This window comes from Planotetraspora sp. A-T 1434, assembly GCF_025420585.1.
Lineage (GTDB): Bacteria > Actinomycetota > Actinomycetes > Streptosporangiales > Streptosporangiaceae > JAOEGB01.
This window is the reverse complement of record NZ_JAOEGB010000038.1, coordinates 26,892-41,925: the sequence shown is the minus strand read 5'-3', so window position 1 is coordinate 41,925 and position 15,034 is coordinate 26,892. Positions and strand designations below refer to the sequence as shown.

13 protein-coding genes and 2 pseudogenes are annotated in these 15,034 nt (G+C 66.6%); 8 read left to right on the top strand and 7 right to left on the bottom strand.

What is annotated here, in order from left to right:
• Nucleotides 1–237: 237 nt before the first annotated feature.
• Nucleotides 238–938, bottom strand: a pseudogene (locus N5079_RS32630) (IS256 family transposase); the annotation flags it as partial.
• 100 nt (nt 939–1,038) lie between these two features.
• Here N5079_RS32630 and N5079_RS32625 point away from each other — a divergent pair.
• Nucleotides 1,039–2,042: pseudogene (locus N5079_RS32625) on the top strand (IS5 family transposase).
• Nucleotides 2,043–2,060: 18 nt separating this feature from the next.
• Here the strand turns inward: N5079_RS32625 and N5079_RS32620 are convergent.
• The 5 genes from N5079_RS32620 to N5079_RS32600 all read right to left on the bottom strand — a co-directional run bounded on the left by N5079_RS32620 (nt 2,061) and on the right by N5079_RS32600 (nt 8,146).
• Nucleotides 2,061–2,489, bottom strand: coding sequence for a VOC family protein (locus N5079_RS32620; RefSeq protein ID WP_261588049.1), 429 nt, complete (start codon nt 2,487–2,489; stop codon nt 2,061–2,063).
• Nucleotides 2,490–2,907: 418 nt separating this feature from the next.
• On the bottom strand, nt 2,908–3,918 hold the full coding sequence (locus tag N5079_RS32615; protein WP_261588065.1) for a phosphotransferase family protein: 1,011 nt from the start codon (nt 3,916–3,918) through the stop codon (nt 2,908–2,910).
• Nucleotides 3,918–6,323 carry an AAA family ATPase gene (locus N5079_RS32610; RefSeq protein ID WP_261588048.1) on the bottom strand — a complete coding sequence of 802 codons (2,406 nt, stop codon included), beginning with the start codon at nt 6,321–6,323 and terminating at the stop codon, nt 3,918–3,920. The genes N5079_RS32615 and N5079_RS32610 overlap by 1 nt, the downstream gene beginning before the upstream one ends.
• A gap of 241 nt (nt 6,324–6,564) precedes the next feature.
• Nucleotides 6,565–7,251 carry a hypothetical protein gene (locus tag N5079_RS32605; RefSeq protein WP_261588047.1) on the bottom strand — a complete coding sequence of 229 codons (687 nt, stop codon included), beginning with the start codon at nt 7,249–7,251 and terminating at the stop codon, nt 6,565–6,567.
• Nucleotides 7,252–7,492: 241 nt separating this feature from the next.
• Nucleotides 7,493–8,146: a DUF6461 domain-containing protein gene (locus N5079_RS32600; protein ID WP_261588046.1), complete on the bottom strand. Its 654-nt coding sequence runs from the start codon at nt 8,144–8,146 to the stop codon at nt 7,493–7,495.
• 376 nt (nt 8,147–8,522) lie between these two features.
• On the opposite strand from N5079_RS32600, the gene N5079_RS32595 reads away from it, so the two are divergent.
• The 7 genes from N5079_RS32595 (at nt 8,523) to N5079_RS32565 (ending at nt 14,541) form a co-directional block, all read left to right on the top strand.
• Nucleotides 8,523–8,942, top strand: coding sequence for a hypothetical protein (locus tag N5079_RS32595; protein WP_261588045.1), 420 nt, complete (start codon nt 8,523–8,525; stop codon nt 8,940–8,942).
• Nucleotides 8,939–10,381: a relaxase/mobilization nuclease domain-containing protein gene (locus tag N5079_RS32590; protein ID WP_261588043.1), complete on the top strand. Its 1,443-nt coding sequence runs from the start codon at nt 8,939–8,941 to the stop codon at nt 10,379–10,381. Before N5079_RS32595 ends, N5079_RS32590 begins: the two co-directional genes overlap by 4 nt.
• A 208-nt stretch (nt 10,382–10,589) precedes the next feature.
• Nucleotides 10,590–12,017: a hypothetical protein gene (locus N5079_RS32585; protein WP_261588042.1), complete on the top strand. Its 1,428-nt coding sequence runs from the start codon at nt 10,590–10,592 to the stop codon at nt 12,015–12,017.
• Between the two features lie 161 nt (nt 12,018–12,178).
• Complete coding sequence (locus N5079_RS32580; protein WP_261588041.1) at nt 12,179–12,787, top strand: hypothetical protein; 609 nt, start codon at nt 12,179–12,181, stop codon at nt 12,785–12,787.
• A 79-nt stretch (nt 12,788–12,866) separates the two neighbouring features.
• Nucleotides 12,867–13,397 (top strand): histidine phosphatase family protein, encoded by a 531-nt coding sequence (locus tag N5079_RS32575; RefSeq protein WP_261588040.1) that lies wholly within the window; start codon nt 12,867–12,869, stop codon nt 13,395–13,397.
• A 36-nt stretch (nt 13,398–13,433) separates the two neighbouring features.
• Entirely contained in the window at nt 13,434–13,991 is a 558-nt protein-coding gene (locus N5079_RS32570) for a DUF4240 domain-containing protein (RefSeq protein ID WP_261588039.1), read from the top strand.
• A gap of 148 nt (nt 13,992–14,139) precedes the next feature.
• Nucleotides 14,140–14,541: a hypothetical protein gene (locus N5079_RS32565; RefSeq protein ID WP_261588038.1), complete on the top strand. Its 402-nt coding sequence runs from the start codon at nt 14,140–14,142 to the stop codon at nt 14,539–14,541.
• 255 nt (nt 14,542–14,796) lie between these two features.
• On the opposite strand, the gene N5079_RS32560 is transcribed toward N5079_RS32565, so the two are convergent.
• Nucleotides 14,797–15,012 carry a superinfection immunity protein gene (locus N5079_RS32560; RefSeq protein ID WP_261588037.1) on the bottom strand — a complete coding sequence of 72 codons (216 nt, stop codon included), beginning with the start codon at nt 15,010–15,012 and terminating at the stop codon, nt 14,797–14,799.
• Nucleotides 15,013–15,034 lie beyond the last annotated feature (22 nt).

The following is a 15,034-nucleotide window of genomic DNA, read 5'->3' as shown; positions in this document are numbered from 1 at the left end:
GCAGGCGCGGGGACCGTAGCGCTCTTGAAAACGCTAGGTCGCCAACAGCAAGGACCTGGTGCTGCTCGTAGGATGCGCCGCGTGCAACGGCTTGCGCTCTTCGACCTGGACCACACCCTCGTGAATCTGGACGAAGCCTTTCAGCTGTGGGCCGAGGAGTTCGTCGATGAGCATGGTCTGGACCGGTGAGGTGAGGGGGTCTGTCCAGTCTTCCGGTGTAACTGATTTTTGTGGGTCCTACTTCCGCGCGGCGGACAGGCGGCCCTCGAAGGCGATCTCGAAGGCGTTCAGGGCGGGCTTCCAGCGGGTGATCCAGCGTTTCTGGCCGTTGCCGGTGGGATCGAGGCTCATGACCGCCAGATAGATGCACTTCAGTGCGGCCTGCTCGTTGGGGAAGTGGCCGCGGGCGCGGACCGCCTTGCGGATGCGGGCGTTGACGCTCTCGATCGCGTTAGTGGAGCAGACCACGCGTCTGATCTCCGGGTCGAACTGCAAGAACGGCACGAACTCCGCCCAGCTGTTCTCCCACAACCTAACGATCGCCGGGTAGCGCTCACCCCAGGCCTCGCAGAACTCCAGGAACCGGTCCTCGGCCGCCTGCTGGGTCAGACCGGCTTGAGCGCCCGGGCGATGGCCTCCCAGTGCTGGCGGGCAGCGTAGCGGAAGCTGCCACGCAGCAGATGGATCACGCACGTCTGGGTCAAGGCCGCAGACCAGACCGTCTCGATCGCCTCCGGCAGGCCTTTGAGCCCGTCACAGACGACCATGCACACATCGGCCACGCCGCGATTGCGGATCTCGGTGAGGACCTGCAGCCAGTACTTGGCCCCTTCCCCGCCGTCACGGGCCCACAGCCCCAGGATGTCGCGCGTGCCCTCCACCGTGACGGCCAGGGCGACGTAGACGGGCCGGTTGGCGACGCGCCCATCGCGGATCTTGGCTCTGTCGCAGATTGCGTGATCTAGGGCGCGTATCGAGTCGTGATCAATCTGCGGGATACGCCCTCGCGGTGGAGGCTGATCCGGTAGATCGTTTTGCGTGACGCGAGTGCAACTGACAGATGAAGAGTGGGAGTTCATCGGGCCGTACCTGCCGATCGGCGAGTACGGCCCTTACCCGGAGCGACTTCGGCAGCAGTTCGAGGGCGTGATCTGGCGGTTCAAGACCGGCGGGCAGTGGCGGGAGATGCCGCAGGAGTTCGGCGCCTGGTCGACCGTCTCCAACCGCTTCCGGCAGTGGCGTGACGCCGGCGTGTTCCAGGACCTGCTGGAGGGCATGATCGCGGAAGCCGCGAAGCGCGGCCGGGTGGACCTGTCCCTGGTCAGCATCGACTCCACCACCGCACGCGCCCACCACGACGCCGCCGGGATGCACCTTGGCGACGACGTGCTCACCGTCCTGGAGAAGGCCGCCGCCGAGGAGGAGAAAGCCAGGTCAAAGGGGGCGGCTCCGAAGAACAAAACGGGCAGTACGCCGAAGCGGATCCCGAACGCGAGGAGCGACGACGCGACCGGCGCCGCCGAAAGCTCCGGCTGAAGGCCGCCCTCCTGGGACGCTCACGAGGCGGGCAGACCAGCAAAGTCCACCTCGCCGCCGACCGCAAGTGCCGCCCGCTGGCGTTCGTCCTGACTGCCGGACAGGCGGCCGACAGCCCGCAGTTCATCCCCGTACTGCGGAAAATCCGGGTCCCAGGTCCCGTCGGCCGCCCCCGCACCCGGCCCGACGCCGTCGCCGGGGACAAGGCCTACTCGTCCCGCGGCAACCGCGCCCACCTGCGCAGACGCGGCATCAAGGCCGTCATACCGGAGAAGCGGGACCAGGCCGCCAATCGGAAGAAGAGGGGCCCCAGGGGTGGCCGGCCCGTCGGCCACGACGCGGACCTTTACAAGGAGCGGAACACCGTCGAGCGACTGATCAACAAGCTGAAGGCCTGGCGAGGCATCGCGACCCGGTACGACAAGACTCCGGAGAGCTACCTCGCCGGCCTCCACCTGCGCGCCTCGATGATCTGGATCAAAGACCTCGCTCAGGCCGTCACTTGATCACAGCTCGGTCGGAGCCTAGGGGCGGGCGTAGGGCCGAGTCATGATCTCCATGTTGTGGCGGTCCGGGTCGTCGAAGTAGGCGCCGCGGCCACCGAATAGGCCATTGATCTTGCCGGGGTCGGTGTGGCCGGGGTCGGCGTAGTAGGTGACCCCGACCGCCTCCAGACGGGCGATCGCGGCGTCGAACTGCTCGTCAGGCACGAGGAAGGCGTAGTGCTGTGACTGGATCGGCTCGTCTCTCTTCTCGTAGTAGTCGAGCGTCACGCCGTTGCCGAGGTCAATGGGCAGGAACGGCCCGAACGGGGCGCCGACCTTCAGGCCCAGGACCGCGGCGAGGAACTCCGCGGATAGGTGCCGGTCGCTTGCGTAGACGGCAGTGTGGTTCAGCTGCACGCCGGCCGTCGGCAGCTCGAATTCATGCGGGTACTGCTGGTCATAGGGCATCAGTGGTGTGTCTCCGGTCTTGGGATCCGTTGGAACGGGGCGCCGCATGTGGGCGCCGGGAGCAAAGACGCGGAGAAGGGGCGGGCCTCTTGCCCGCTTCGTGCTCACGCCGAGGCCGGGAAACCCACTCGTGCATGGCCCAAGGCCGACCCGGCAGTCACCCGACCGACCTTAGTGATCACCGCAGGGGAGGGCAACACCGTTCCTCAGTCGTGCTCCGACCGCAGATCGAGCCGTTGTTGGAATCCGCTGGTTCGGTCACGGGCGGAGCCAGATGACGAAGGTAGTGGCGGTGACGGTGCCGAGGTGGACGTATCCGCGCTGTCAGAGCGGGTTGTCACGGCTCTGGTCAACCCCTTTACCCCTTGCGGTCTCTCAACAGCACCGATGCCCCGGGCATGATCACGCGGATCGTTCGTCAGACTGTTGGCGGCTTACAAGCACGCCCGTGCTGCCGGACCCGGGTTTCAACGTAGGCGGTGCTGACCGTGTCGCTCCATTTCCATTTCGCTCCCGCGGCGTTGAGTTTGCCGGTTAGCTTGCCGATCAGCTGATCTTCCTCGCTCGCACTGAGTCGCCCACCTGCGATGAGCTGGGTGTACCGTACGGTGTCGACGATGGCTGACTTCACTCGCTCGTGCGTTAGATAGATGTCGAGATCCCGTTCCCAGCCCTGGGTATACCGGGCCGGCATGTTCTTCACCCAGCCGTCGAGCACTGCCTGGCGCTCGTCGTTGTAGTAGCTCATCTTGTGGAAGTGGACGGCGAGCTCGTAGACGGGGTCGCCCTGCAGGGCGAGTTCCCAGTCGAGGAACACGACGTGGCCGTCACGGAAGATCATGTTCTTGCGGTGGACGTCTGCGTGGACGAGGGTGAACGGTCGTGGCGTCAGTTCGGGCCACCCTGCGAGCACCGGCGCCAGTGGGTCTTCAGGGATGCCGAGCGCGGTGAACAGCGAGTGATAGGGCTTGCGGAACGAGTCGTAGACCTGTTCGGTCACGTCGGACAGTTGCCTGGCGAAGGCGGTCGTATCGGCGTCGGCGGGCCATGACGGCGGCAACTCCGGCAGTCGATCCAGTGGAACCGTGGTGAGCTGGGCGAACAGGTCGACCACATCCTCCAGTACGGCAGGTGGTACGCGGGTCCCTCGCGGGGCGATGTGGTCGAGGACATCTCCGGCGATGAACTCGTGAACCTGGAAAGGGGGTTCTGGCGACGCGTACAGCAGCCTCGGGACATGGCTGACATGGGGAGCCAGGGCGGCGAGGACGTCCTGCTCGGGCCAGATCCGAAGATCCATGGTGTCGGCCCCGGTGATCGGGATACGGACGATGACTGGTCCGCTCGGGGTGTCGACTCTGATGTTGTCGTTGTAGAAGCCGCTGGCGCCGTTTCTGGCCTGCACAGCCGTGTTATAAAGGTCGATCATCACGTGAGCAGTCCCTGCAGGTGTTCGTTCATCCGTGCCTCCAACGCTTCCAGTGAGTCCAATGGCTCGATGTCGTTCCGGGCCTGCTGGGCAGCCGCGCTGATCGTGTCGTCGGTGCGCTGGAGTATTCCGAGCAGGTTTTCGGCCACTATGAGCAGCGTCGGATAGACCTCGACGGCCACCAGCTCGTCCACCGCCCACCGGAGCGAAGCCATGGCCTGGTCGGCCTGTCCGAGGCGAATGTGGAGGCTGGCTCGGACGAGTTCCGCCCTGGCGCGACCGGACCGATAGCCGGCCTTTTCCAGTGCACGGCAAGCGTGATCCAGAGATGTGCGGGTGTCGTCGAAGTGCCCGATGGCCAGTTGGGCCTGGCCGAGGGCGGTGAACGCCTTGCCGGCCTCGTGCAGAGCGCCCAGGTCGTTGTTGGCCTCGACCGCTTCGCGCGCGACCGCGACGGCGGAGACCGGGTCCGTCCAAGCCAGCAGTTCGGCGAGGTTGGTCTTGATCAGCGCTTCCCCGATGACCGTTCCCGCTTGGCGGTAGCGCGTCTGCGCATCGCGGAGATGCTGCTCGGCCTTTTCGAAGTCGTAGCTGAAGCGGGACGCCAGGTGCAGCAGCCGGGCCAGGTCGCCTCGGAGGGCCTGGGCGTCTGCTGGGCTGTCCGCGGTGACTTCACTGGCGAGGTGGAACGCTTTGCGGAATCTGCCCTGGGCCATGTGGAGATCTGCGCTCCATAGGCCTGCGGGGTGGCGCTCTGGGCCCTCGCGACCCTCCCAGACGCTCGCGTAGATGTTCAACGCTTCGGCTGTCTGCCCGCCGATGCGCCGGCCGTGCCCTGCGGCGACGGCGAGACGCGCGCCCGCCCGGCTCGTCAGGGACCACGATCGTTCCGGTGTCAACTTGTTGATCTTCTCGGCGTCCCCTAGCAGGACTGCGGCTTCGGCGGCCAGGCACCGCGCTGTCTGGTCCAGAGCCTCGTCGGGTTCGCCCTGCTCGAGGAAATCCCTCAGATCGGCAACCAGGCCGGATACCCCTTGCGATCCGCCCAGGGCGGCGATCCGGTCGGCGTAGTCCAGCAGCCGATCGCTGGACAGGACCCCGGCGCCGAGGCCGTGGTAGGCCGCTTCCCGGAGCGCCGTGGGAGCGTCGGTGCCGTGAGCGCGTTTGTTCCACAGGTCGTGCAGCACCCTGTGGGCCTCCTGGTTGACCGCAGTCGACAGCCGCGTCCGTAGGACATTGGTCATGAGCTGATGCAGCTGGAATCGCGATTCCGACGCGGGATATACGAAGGAGTACGACGTCAGCCTCTCCCAGGCGATGCGGCCGGCCGGAAGATGGAAGGCCTGGGCCAGCCGGTTGAACAGCTCGAAGTCGAAGGTGCGCGTGACGCTCAGCAATTCCAGGTAACGGCGCTCGTCCGGATCGACATGCTGGAGGAAGCGCTGCATGATCTCATCCTGGGAGACCACCTGCCGTCTGTTTTCGCTGTCCGTTGCGAGATGTAGGTAGAACGGCACGCCGACACTCGCCTGAGCGATCACCTCTCGCAAGTGGGGGTCGGTGACACCGCCGTCGGTCAGCAGCTCCATCCGCGCCTCCATCGAGAGCCCTTCCAAGGGAAGTGTGCGGATGATTGGCGCCCAGTCGGGGTCGTACTGCCGCCATGGCAGCGGTTCCCTGCTTGCGATGACGACGAGGCCCTGGTCGAGCTGGGCCACCAGGTCTCGCAGCCACACATCGGAGGCCGCTTGGCCGAGCGCGTCGTAGGCGTCGATGACGACGAGGTACGGCCTGCTCTTGCGGCTGAGGCGCAAATCCTCAGCGAACAGGTAGGTGACCGCGTCGACCAGATCTGCCCCAGGAAGCTGGTCGAGCTGGCCGAGCGTCTCGTCGGTTCGCAGGTGACGCCGTCGCTTACGGGCGTCGGCCCCCCGGTCGAGCAGCTTGATCAGCCCTACCGCGGTCGCGAACACCGGGACGCCGGCGGCGGTGTCCAGCACCTCCGTGAGGACCTCGCTGGACTCGACGAAGGGCAGTTCCCGGCGGGTCAGCCCGAGATGCGGATGCAGCCGCTGCCACAGCACCGCGTATGCGATGTCGTACCGATCGAACCGCACGCCCTGGCGGCCGAACTGCATGCGAAGCACGGCTAGGGCGTCCTCTTGCTGCCGATGCGCCGGAACCTGGAGATCCAGCGTTGCCACCATGCAACTGCTCTGGGCCCGCTGCTCGAACTCCCGGAGCAGTCGTGACTTTCCGATTCCACCGACGCCGGTGACGTTCAGGACGCGCGGGCCGTCGCCAACCTTCCCAAGCTCTTCATCGAAGATCGCTCGTTGGTCTTCGCGGTTGACGAAACGGCGATGCAGGGCCGCGACGCGATGGAATCGAGGCTCGAGGGCCATCCGACCTCTTCCTGTGAGCAGTGACCAGCTTGCGGCACACTCCCGACCCCGCTGCCGAGAATGTGGTGGCATATACAGCTCTACCGCTCCATTCGGGGCGGCCGCCAGAAGACGCAGATGACCATCAAAGATGGTGGCATCAACTCAGGTCAACATCGTATGAATGAGATCCTGGATTTGGACGTCCGAATTTCCTCAACATGGATTCGCTTGCGAATTACTTCTGGCCCGGTACGCGGCCTCATCGGGCGGGGTGGGCGAGGATCTTGCGGAGAATGGTCATGTTGTAGGCGCGTAGGGCCTGTTCGGGCGCCTTGGGCGTGTAGTTGGTGTAGTCGAGGGCGAGGACGACGGGTCCGCGTTGCAGGAGGAGCACTGTGCTGACGGAGGCGCGTTTGCCGTTGACGCTCATTGCCTGCTCGATGCGGTGGCCGTGCCAGCCGAAGTCGTCGCGGGCGTATTTCTCCGGAGCAGAGGTCCCGCTGATGCGGGTTCCTGGATCCATCGGGTCGTTTGAGGCCCCGGAATACCGGCACTGAGGAACCTTCCTGCCGACTTTCCTCATGAGGGTGGAGGCGTGTGCTTCGGTCGGGAGGACCCAGCCTTGCTGGGTGAGGTGACCCTTGTAGGGAAGTCCGATCTCCTGCTTGGCCGTGGCGTAGCGCTTGTCTTCGGGCACGGTGGGGGTGTTCAGCGGGTTGAGCGGCACGCACACGCTGATACGCGATGTGGTGCCCGGGGGCACGCTCCTGGTCTCCCCGCCAACGAGGCCTGCATCGGCCGGGGTGAGAAACAGCGTGGCGACGTCCTCTTTGGTCCACTCCTTGGCTGCAAGGCTCGCCTCGTTGGCGACAAGCGAGGAGGTCGTTGTGGCCACCTGTACCCGGTTGGCGGGGTTAAGGGGCGCGCCGCACGCGGTAAGGGCCATGCCGGACAGCCCAACGATGAAAGGCATCCACCTGCGCACTTCAGCTCCCGAAGTCGATCGACAACGCCCGACAGATTCTGGAGCAGGGAAGTCGGGCTCGTGGCGGTGCAGCTCCTCAATATGGGCTTCTCAAGGACATCTCTTTGACCGTTGCTAATCATTTCTCGGTTTTCCGGTTGTTTCAGGGCGCGAGAGGTGTCCAGTTTTGTGGAGGGTAGACCTTCGGGATTGGCAGGCTCGCTTATCGAGGTGTCGCGTGTTCGCTGCCTTGGTGAAGGGCCGGCCAGGCGAGCTCCGGGAACTCGCTTTCGGATCGGTTGTAGTAGCGGGCGATCGAGGCACGGTGGGGCAGGGTGTCGCGCTGAAGGTGGCGGGGCTCCAGGCGGACGCCGGTGCACCGTTCGGTGAGCGCCAGCGCGCCCTCAATGTGGTAAGGGAAGAAGCCGTCGTCATCATCGGGATCTATCTCTGGGATCATGCCAAGCTCTTCGAGGTCTTGCCGTAGCCGTTCCGGCTCGGCGCTGCCGGCCCAGTGAGGGAACATCGGGTCCAGGTGCGTGACGGTTCGGCCATCGATCGCGTGGATGAAGTGGGAGCGGTGGTTGACGTCGCGTGTGAGGCTGGCTATTGATGTGCCGGGCGACAGGTCGCGCACCACATCGCGCAAGATCCCGGCAATGCCGCCCCACTCCACCATGATCGAGCCGCCGTCCGCGCGGCCGACTTCGATGGTGAAAGGCCCTTCCTGCTCGCGGTTCTCGCTCAAATGCAGCCGATGGAGCACGTCGTCAGGGGCGAGCCCAGCTGCGAAGGTGAAGCAGAACTCTGGCCCGCGGATTCGGCTCCACCACGCGTAATCGCTCGTGGTGGCCTCGCCCTTGCCGACAGCGCTCAATGTGCTCGTCTCCTCAGGATGGCGGAAGTCCCGATCATCTTGGCAAGGGCCACCGACGTTCTGGATGGGCCTGCGTGTTCGGCTGAGCGTTTCTGGAAGCCCCGGCAGGGAGTTCTGGGAGCCCCGGCAGGGAGCAAGGGCCACCGACGTTCTGGATGGGCCTGCGTGTTCGGCTGAGCGTTTCTGGAAGCCCCGGCAGGGAGTTCTGGGAGCCCCGGCAGGGAGCAAGATATTCGTAATGTCCCATTACCTCTGCATCCGGCGGGTTGCAGATGGGGACATTTGTGATCAGAGCCGCCCACTTCCGCAGGTGCTGCGGGAGTGGGCTTCTGATCAACAGAGACCGGGCGCGGTCGTCGGGGGAGCGGTCACGAGCATGTCCGATGGGGGAGAAGAAGCAGGGGCGAAGACGGTCCGTCAGCGGCGACGGGAGCGGCAGGCCGTACCGAGGCCGTACGTGGTGAAGTTCGTGCTCACCGCCGAGGAGTACGCCGACTTCCGCAGGGCCGCACAGCGACTTGGGCTGGCGCATGGGGCCTACGCGGCCGAGGCCGCGTTGGCGGCGGCGCGGATGGTGAACCCGCCGACGCCTGACCCGCTGCGGGAGGCGCTGATCGAGCTCATGCACGCGTCCGGCCAGGTGCGCCGCATCGGGGTCAATCTCAACCAGGCGGTCGCCGTGCTGAACGCGACCGGCGCCGATCCCGGCAACCTTCTTCCGTACGCCGCCGCGTGCCTGCGGGCCGTGCAGAGGCTGGACGGAATCGCGGAAGCCGTCCGGAAGGCGATCCGATGATCGGAAAGGTCATGCGCGGGCGGCGCGTCGCGGGCTTGCTGTACTACCTGTACGGCCCGGGCCGGGCCAACGAGCACGTCAACCCGCACATCGTCGCGGGGTGGCGCCATCCGGCCGAGCTCGAGCCGGCGCTCCGCCCGGATGGCGGGCGGGATTTCCGGAATCTGACCGGATTGCTGAACCAGCCGCTCGCCGCGCTGGGACACCACGGATATGCCGAGCCGGTGTGGCACTGCGTCGCCCGGGCCGCTCGTGAGGACCGGATCCTCAGCGACGACGAATGGGCCAACGTCGCGCAGGAGATCATGAACCGGACCGGCCTGGGCCCGGCCGACGATGACGACGGAGTGCGCTGGGTGGCGGTACGGCATGCCGACGACCACATCCACATCGTCGCCACGCTCGCCCGCCAGGACGGGACCAAGCCGAAGACCTGGAACGACTTTTATCGGGTGCGGGAGGCCTGCCAGGCCATCGAGCGCCGGTACGGCCTGCGGGTAACGGCGCCTGGGGACCGGACGGCAGCGCGTCGGCCAACCCGCAGCGAGACCGAGCAGGCCCGGCGGCGAGGCTGGAAAGAGGTGCCGCGGGTGGCGCTTCGGCGGCAGGTCATCACGGCGGCGGCTGGAGCGGCGTCGGAAGATGAATTCTTCCGGCGGTTGGAAGCCGCCGGAGTACTGGTGCGCCAGCGGATGAGCCAGCGCAACCCTGGCGAGGTGACCGGGTATGCGGTGGCGCTGCCAACCAGCCGAAACGTCACCGGCGAGCCGGTCTGGTTCGGCGGCGGCAAGCTCGCCGCGGACCTTACTCTTCCGAAACTCCGCGCGCGGTGGAGCGGCGGAAGCGACAGCCGTCCCGGCGGAGTCAGCGCGAACGAACGCCGAGAGTTGTGGGAGCAGGTGTCGATGGCTGCCCGGCAGGCGGCCGCGCATATCCGTGAGGCCGCAGCTGACGATCCGCACGCTGTGGCGGACCTGCCGGGGGCGACCTCGGATCTGCTGCATATAGCGGCGCGACTGCTGAAGGACCGGCGGCTCAGGGACGCGGCGGAGGCGTTCGATCGGGCGGCGCGAGAGCCGTACGCTCGGATTCCGCGTTTCACGCGAGTGGGTCTGCACTTGCGGAGAACGGTGCGGATGCTGGCCAACGCGGGGTCGGTGCCGTCGGGTGGATCGCTTGTTGCTGATTGCGCCGGCTTGGTCAGTGCGGTGGCTGACCTGCGGGCTGCCCAGAAGCGGATGGCTCAGGCGGTGGCGGCGCGCGCGGCGGCCCAGTATCTGAACGGGCCGCTGATTACGCCGGTACACGGCAGCCCGGTGCGGCTGGCCGTGTCCGACTTTCCGGAACCGATCAGGCCACATTCCGGAGCGCATCCGCGTTCTTCCGCTCGTTCCGCCGGCCCTCCGAGTCCGCCCGTGTCGCGACGTCCCCACCGGTAGCGGAAGATCATTATTTGACCTGCGCGACTCGCGTTGATCGCTATCGGGCTCAGACGAGACCGTTGCGTAATGTGGTTGATCATGTTCGCTTCGCGATCGACCTGGGGGTGCCGTCGTGACAGCCGCAAATCTTCTCCCATTCCGTCTTGGCTGTTCGGTACGCCGTTGGGCCGCCGGTGCGTTGCTCGCTGTCGCCATCACGGCCGGTATGGGAGCCTCACCGGCGCAGGCTGAGCCGGGGTGCCCGCACCTGGGCGAGACGGCCGGCCGGTACATCGACGAGGCCAAACTCTGCGCGAACATGCAGCAGGAGATGCAGAATTGGCTCCTCACGGGTAGCCAGCCGGATTTCGGTCGAGCGGTGAGGGGCTCGGTGAAGGGCGGAGCCGCTGAGGTGGCCCCAGAGCAGAAGCCCGGGATCACTCGACTTCCGGAAACCGTGAAGCCACCCGAGACCGAGGCGAGGAAGCGCCCCAAGGGGGCGAACACCTCTGAGGCCAGAAGGCGACCAGTGGGCGGCCGCGATCACAAGGTCAAGGTCAATCGCGTCTACAGGCACGATCGCGAGGCGACAGCGCACGACGTCAACGCGGTCGCAGTAGTGAGCGAGCGGCAGAAGGATCAAGGGCCAGCACCGATACGAGAGGTGGCCATCAGACGTACTCGCGACGCTGAGCGACCCGCAGCTGTTGCTGAACGGACGCCGCCGGCACGCGGTAAGCGAGGGATCGAGGCGCAAGCGACCGCGGCAGCCGTACCGGAGCGGCCAGTGGTCCAGCCTCTCGCTCGTACTTCGGAACGGTCGGCGTCCTCACCGCTGTCGCCTCTGACCATTCCGGCCGGTCTTGGCGTCGTCCTCATGCTCGCTGTCACCTATCGCTGGAGACGTCGGCTGGTGGCCGATGCGACGGTGTGGTGGCGCCGGACCCGCCTGACCCGGGAAGGCGATCGGCTGATCCGCATGAGCATGGCGACGGACACCCTGCCGCTCACCCGGCAAAGTGAGAACTGCGTGCCGGAGCAGCAGGCTGTCGCCCAGGTGCCGGAGGCCGCGCTCAAGCACGACCTGGAGCAGGGGTCGTCGAACCTTAGCTACGTGTTCGCGCTGTCGGCGTTGCATGGGATGGGGCTGACGGGTCCCGGCGCCGATGATGTGGCTCGTGCCGTGGTCGTGGAGTTGCTGACCGCGCAGGGCATCGCGTCCCGCGTGCTGATGCCGCACGAGGACATGGTCCGCCTGTTCGGGGAGGAGGCGACGGGTGTTGAGATCCCTGGGCTCGTGGTGCTCGGTTCGCTGCGCGATGTGGTGACCGAGCTGGAGGTGGAGATTATCCGGCGGACGGGGCAGCGGACCGATTCGGGAGTTCCCGAGGGGCTTCCGTGGCTTTTCGTCGTCGCCTCGGTGGGCGCGGCAGCGGAGCGGCTGTACCGGATCGTGGAGGGCGGCGCGGAGGACCTCATCCTGGGGGCGTTTCTCGATGCGTGGCCGTACGGCATCACCTGCATGGTCGACGACAGCGGCGTGATCAGCAGCTTGGAAGGGTGCTCGGCGCCGGCGTGGACCGGGAGGCGGCTTTCGGCATGGAGCAAGTCGGAAGCAGCCGAGCGGCTGGCAGCCCTCGCCGAGACAGCCTGATGCAGACGCGGCAGACGGCGGCCTGGGTATGCGGGTCTCGGGGCGGCGGTCTGATGGGCTGGAGCGCGGCCGCCATGGCCCTACGCCGCGACGTTGGAACCGAATGTCGCCGCCCCGGAAATGAGTTGGCGGGCGGCCGGTGAAGGATGACACTTTGCTGCGTGGGCGCGATGGAGCAGCTGGCGAGGCGGGTCTATGTGGCCGCGCGGGCAGGCCATCTGGACATTGGCCCGATCATGGAGCTGGCTTTCGCGGTTTATGAGTCGTACTGGAACAGCCCTTCCGCGCGGGAGTTGCTGGAGCGCCCCACGGCGGAGCTGGGCGACGCCGCTCTGACCCGGCTGACCTGGCAGCTGCTGGATGAGGCCGCGTTCGAGCCGGGATTCGATCTCGAGCCCGGCTGGTGGCGGACGCTGGAGGCGGCGCTGGCCGTCGTGGAGCGTGACGTGCGGGTCGGTGGGATTCGGCAGAGCCTGCGGTTGGTGATTCCGGACTGGGACCGCGAGTCCGGTCAGGCGCGGGTGGAGTTCGGCGGGGGAGCTGGCGGCCCCGGGATCTGGCCGATCAGCGGGCAGGACCTACAGGGCGCGCTGGAGGTCATCGCTGACGCCGTCCAGGATGTCGTCATGGAGGCCAAGTGGGCGGTATGGCCCACCTGCCCTGGGCACAACCTTGGCCTCCGAAGCGGTTGCGTGGACGGCCGGGCCGTGTGGACGTGCGCAGGCTCGGGCGGCCACGCGGTCGCACCGATCGGCCAGCTAACCGGTTGAGACACTGGTTGGGAGATCCTTAGTCTCTGATTGGCGGGTGTTCCGGGATGGTTGGGGGGCGGCTGTGGCGGTGAGGATCGTGTACGAGACGCACTCCACCACGACCGACAACGAGGCGGGTATTGCGACCGGCTGGCTTGCGGGTGAGCTGTCGCCACGTGGCCGCGAAGAGGCCGGCGAACTTGGTGCACGCCGGCGGGACGATGGCCTTGCCGCGGTGTTCACCTCGGATCTGCAGCGGTCTGTGCAGACTGCGGAGATCGCTTTCGCTGGCAGCGGGCTCTATCAGGACGTGCGGTTGCGCGAGTGTGACTACGGACAGTGGAACGGCATGCCCGTGGCGATGTTCGATGGTGAGCGGAGCAGGCGGATCGAGGTGCCCTGGCCGGGTGGGCAGAGCTATCGGCAGGTTGTCGACCAGACCCGGGACTTCCTTCGGGACCTTTCGGAGGCGTGGGACGGGGACCGGGTGCTGGTGATCGCGCACTCGGCCAACCGGTGGGCGCTGGACCACCTGTTGAACGGGGCGGCCTTGGAGCAACTGGTTGACGCACCGTTCGTCTGGCAGGAGGGCTGGACCTACGTGCTGCCATCCGGATGGACGGGCTGAGCGAAATGTCGCAGGCGGCTGGCATAGTCCACGGCCATGGAGATCAACGAATTCTGGGATCTGATCGAACAGTCGCGAGCGGCCACGAAGGATTCAGAGGATCGGGCGAGCTGGCTGGCTGCTCGGCTTGTCGAGGGGCCGGTCGCCGACGTGGTGGACTTCGACGTCCACCGTCAGCGGCTGAGCAATCGCGCTTTCCGCTGGCCGTTGTGGGGTGCGGCCTATCTCATCGGCGGCGGCTGTTCCGATGACGGGTTCGACTACTTCCGCGCGTGGGTGATCGGGCTCGGTCCCGACGTCTTCGAGCGGGTGATCGCCGATCCCGACAGCCTCGCCGACCTTGTGGAGGTGCGGGAACTGGCCGCGGAGTCTGCAGACGACTACCCGGAGTGGGAAGACCTGCTCAACGTCCCGCATCGTGCTTATGAGCTGCTCACGGGGCAGGTCGACGGGCTGTGGGACGCGGTAGAGGCCCGCCAGGACCTGGATGACGCTGACTTCTCCCCTAATCCCGTCGGTGACGAATGGGATTTCGACGACGCGGAGGAGACGGCGCGGCGGCTTCCCCGGCTCAGCTGGCTCTTCCGTGGTTGACATGCCCGTACGGCATGCGATCATGCTGGGATGACGAGCAGAAAGGGCCATGCCGCGTAGGCGCCCGTCTCAGGTTCCCGCCCGGGAGTTCCGATGCCGGACGCACCGGCCGTCCGTCCACCACGTGCCTGGGCTCAGCCGCCGGGCCATGACGGCGATCATCGAGTTGGAACACTCGCGGATGCGGCCCGGTCAGGTCGCCGAGGCGCTGCACGCCTGGATGGCTGCGGCCGTGCCGGGCAGCGCCCACCGGATCGCCGCCAATGTCTGCATGTGTCCTGAATGCTGTGGGGACGGGCCGCGGGGACGACTGGAGGACGCGATGCGCGCCCTTCCGGCCTGGGCCAAGCCGTACCTGTATGGCCTGGTCCTCCCGATCGACCGGCGGTTCGTGTTCAGGACATTCCCGGATCCGTTGGTCTCGCAGGATATCCCCTGGTGGCAGCGGCGGCGACGCAGAGTCGTTTCCCACTCTGTCATTGAGGTGGGTTCTCCCGGCGCCTTGGTTGTACGGCTGCGCGCGATTGAGGATGCGGCATCAGGCGAGTAGCACGATTGATGTCGCCGCGCTCCGACCGACCACGGCGTGCCCGACATGCCGCTGCCCGTGCCGTCCGGGTGTGCAGGCGACGTCGTGGTACGGCGTCGCGCGTGCGAGTGCCTGACGACGGCCTTCGGGTTCTGCCCGTCTGCCGACCTGCTGTTCGGACATCTGGGGCGGTGTCGGTGAATAACATCGATTGGCTGTACGCCGACCTGACCGGAAAGCTTTGGAAGCGGATCCCGCCAGGTAGAAGCGCGACGTTCACCAACGATCTCGGCGCGTGGGGAGCACGAAGGCCAAGAAGAGCGCTGCCGGCCAGCCGATGCAGGTGAGGCCGCCAAGGAAGTTGAAGGCGATGAGCAGGGCGAAGTTCTCGACGCCGCGCAAGAGCCCGATCAGTGTGGGCAGGAGGTATAGCACCACAAGCAGCAGAATCAGGCCGATCCAGAACAGATAGCTGTGCGCGAGACCCTCCACTCTCACATCCTTGCGTAGTCCT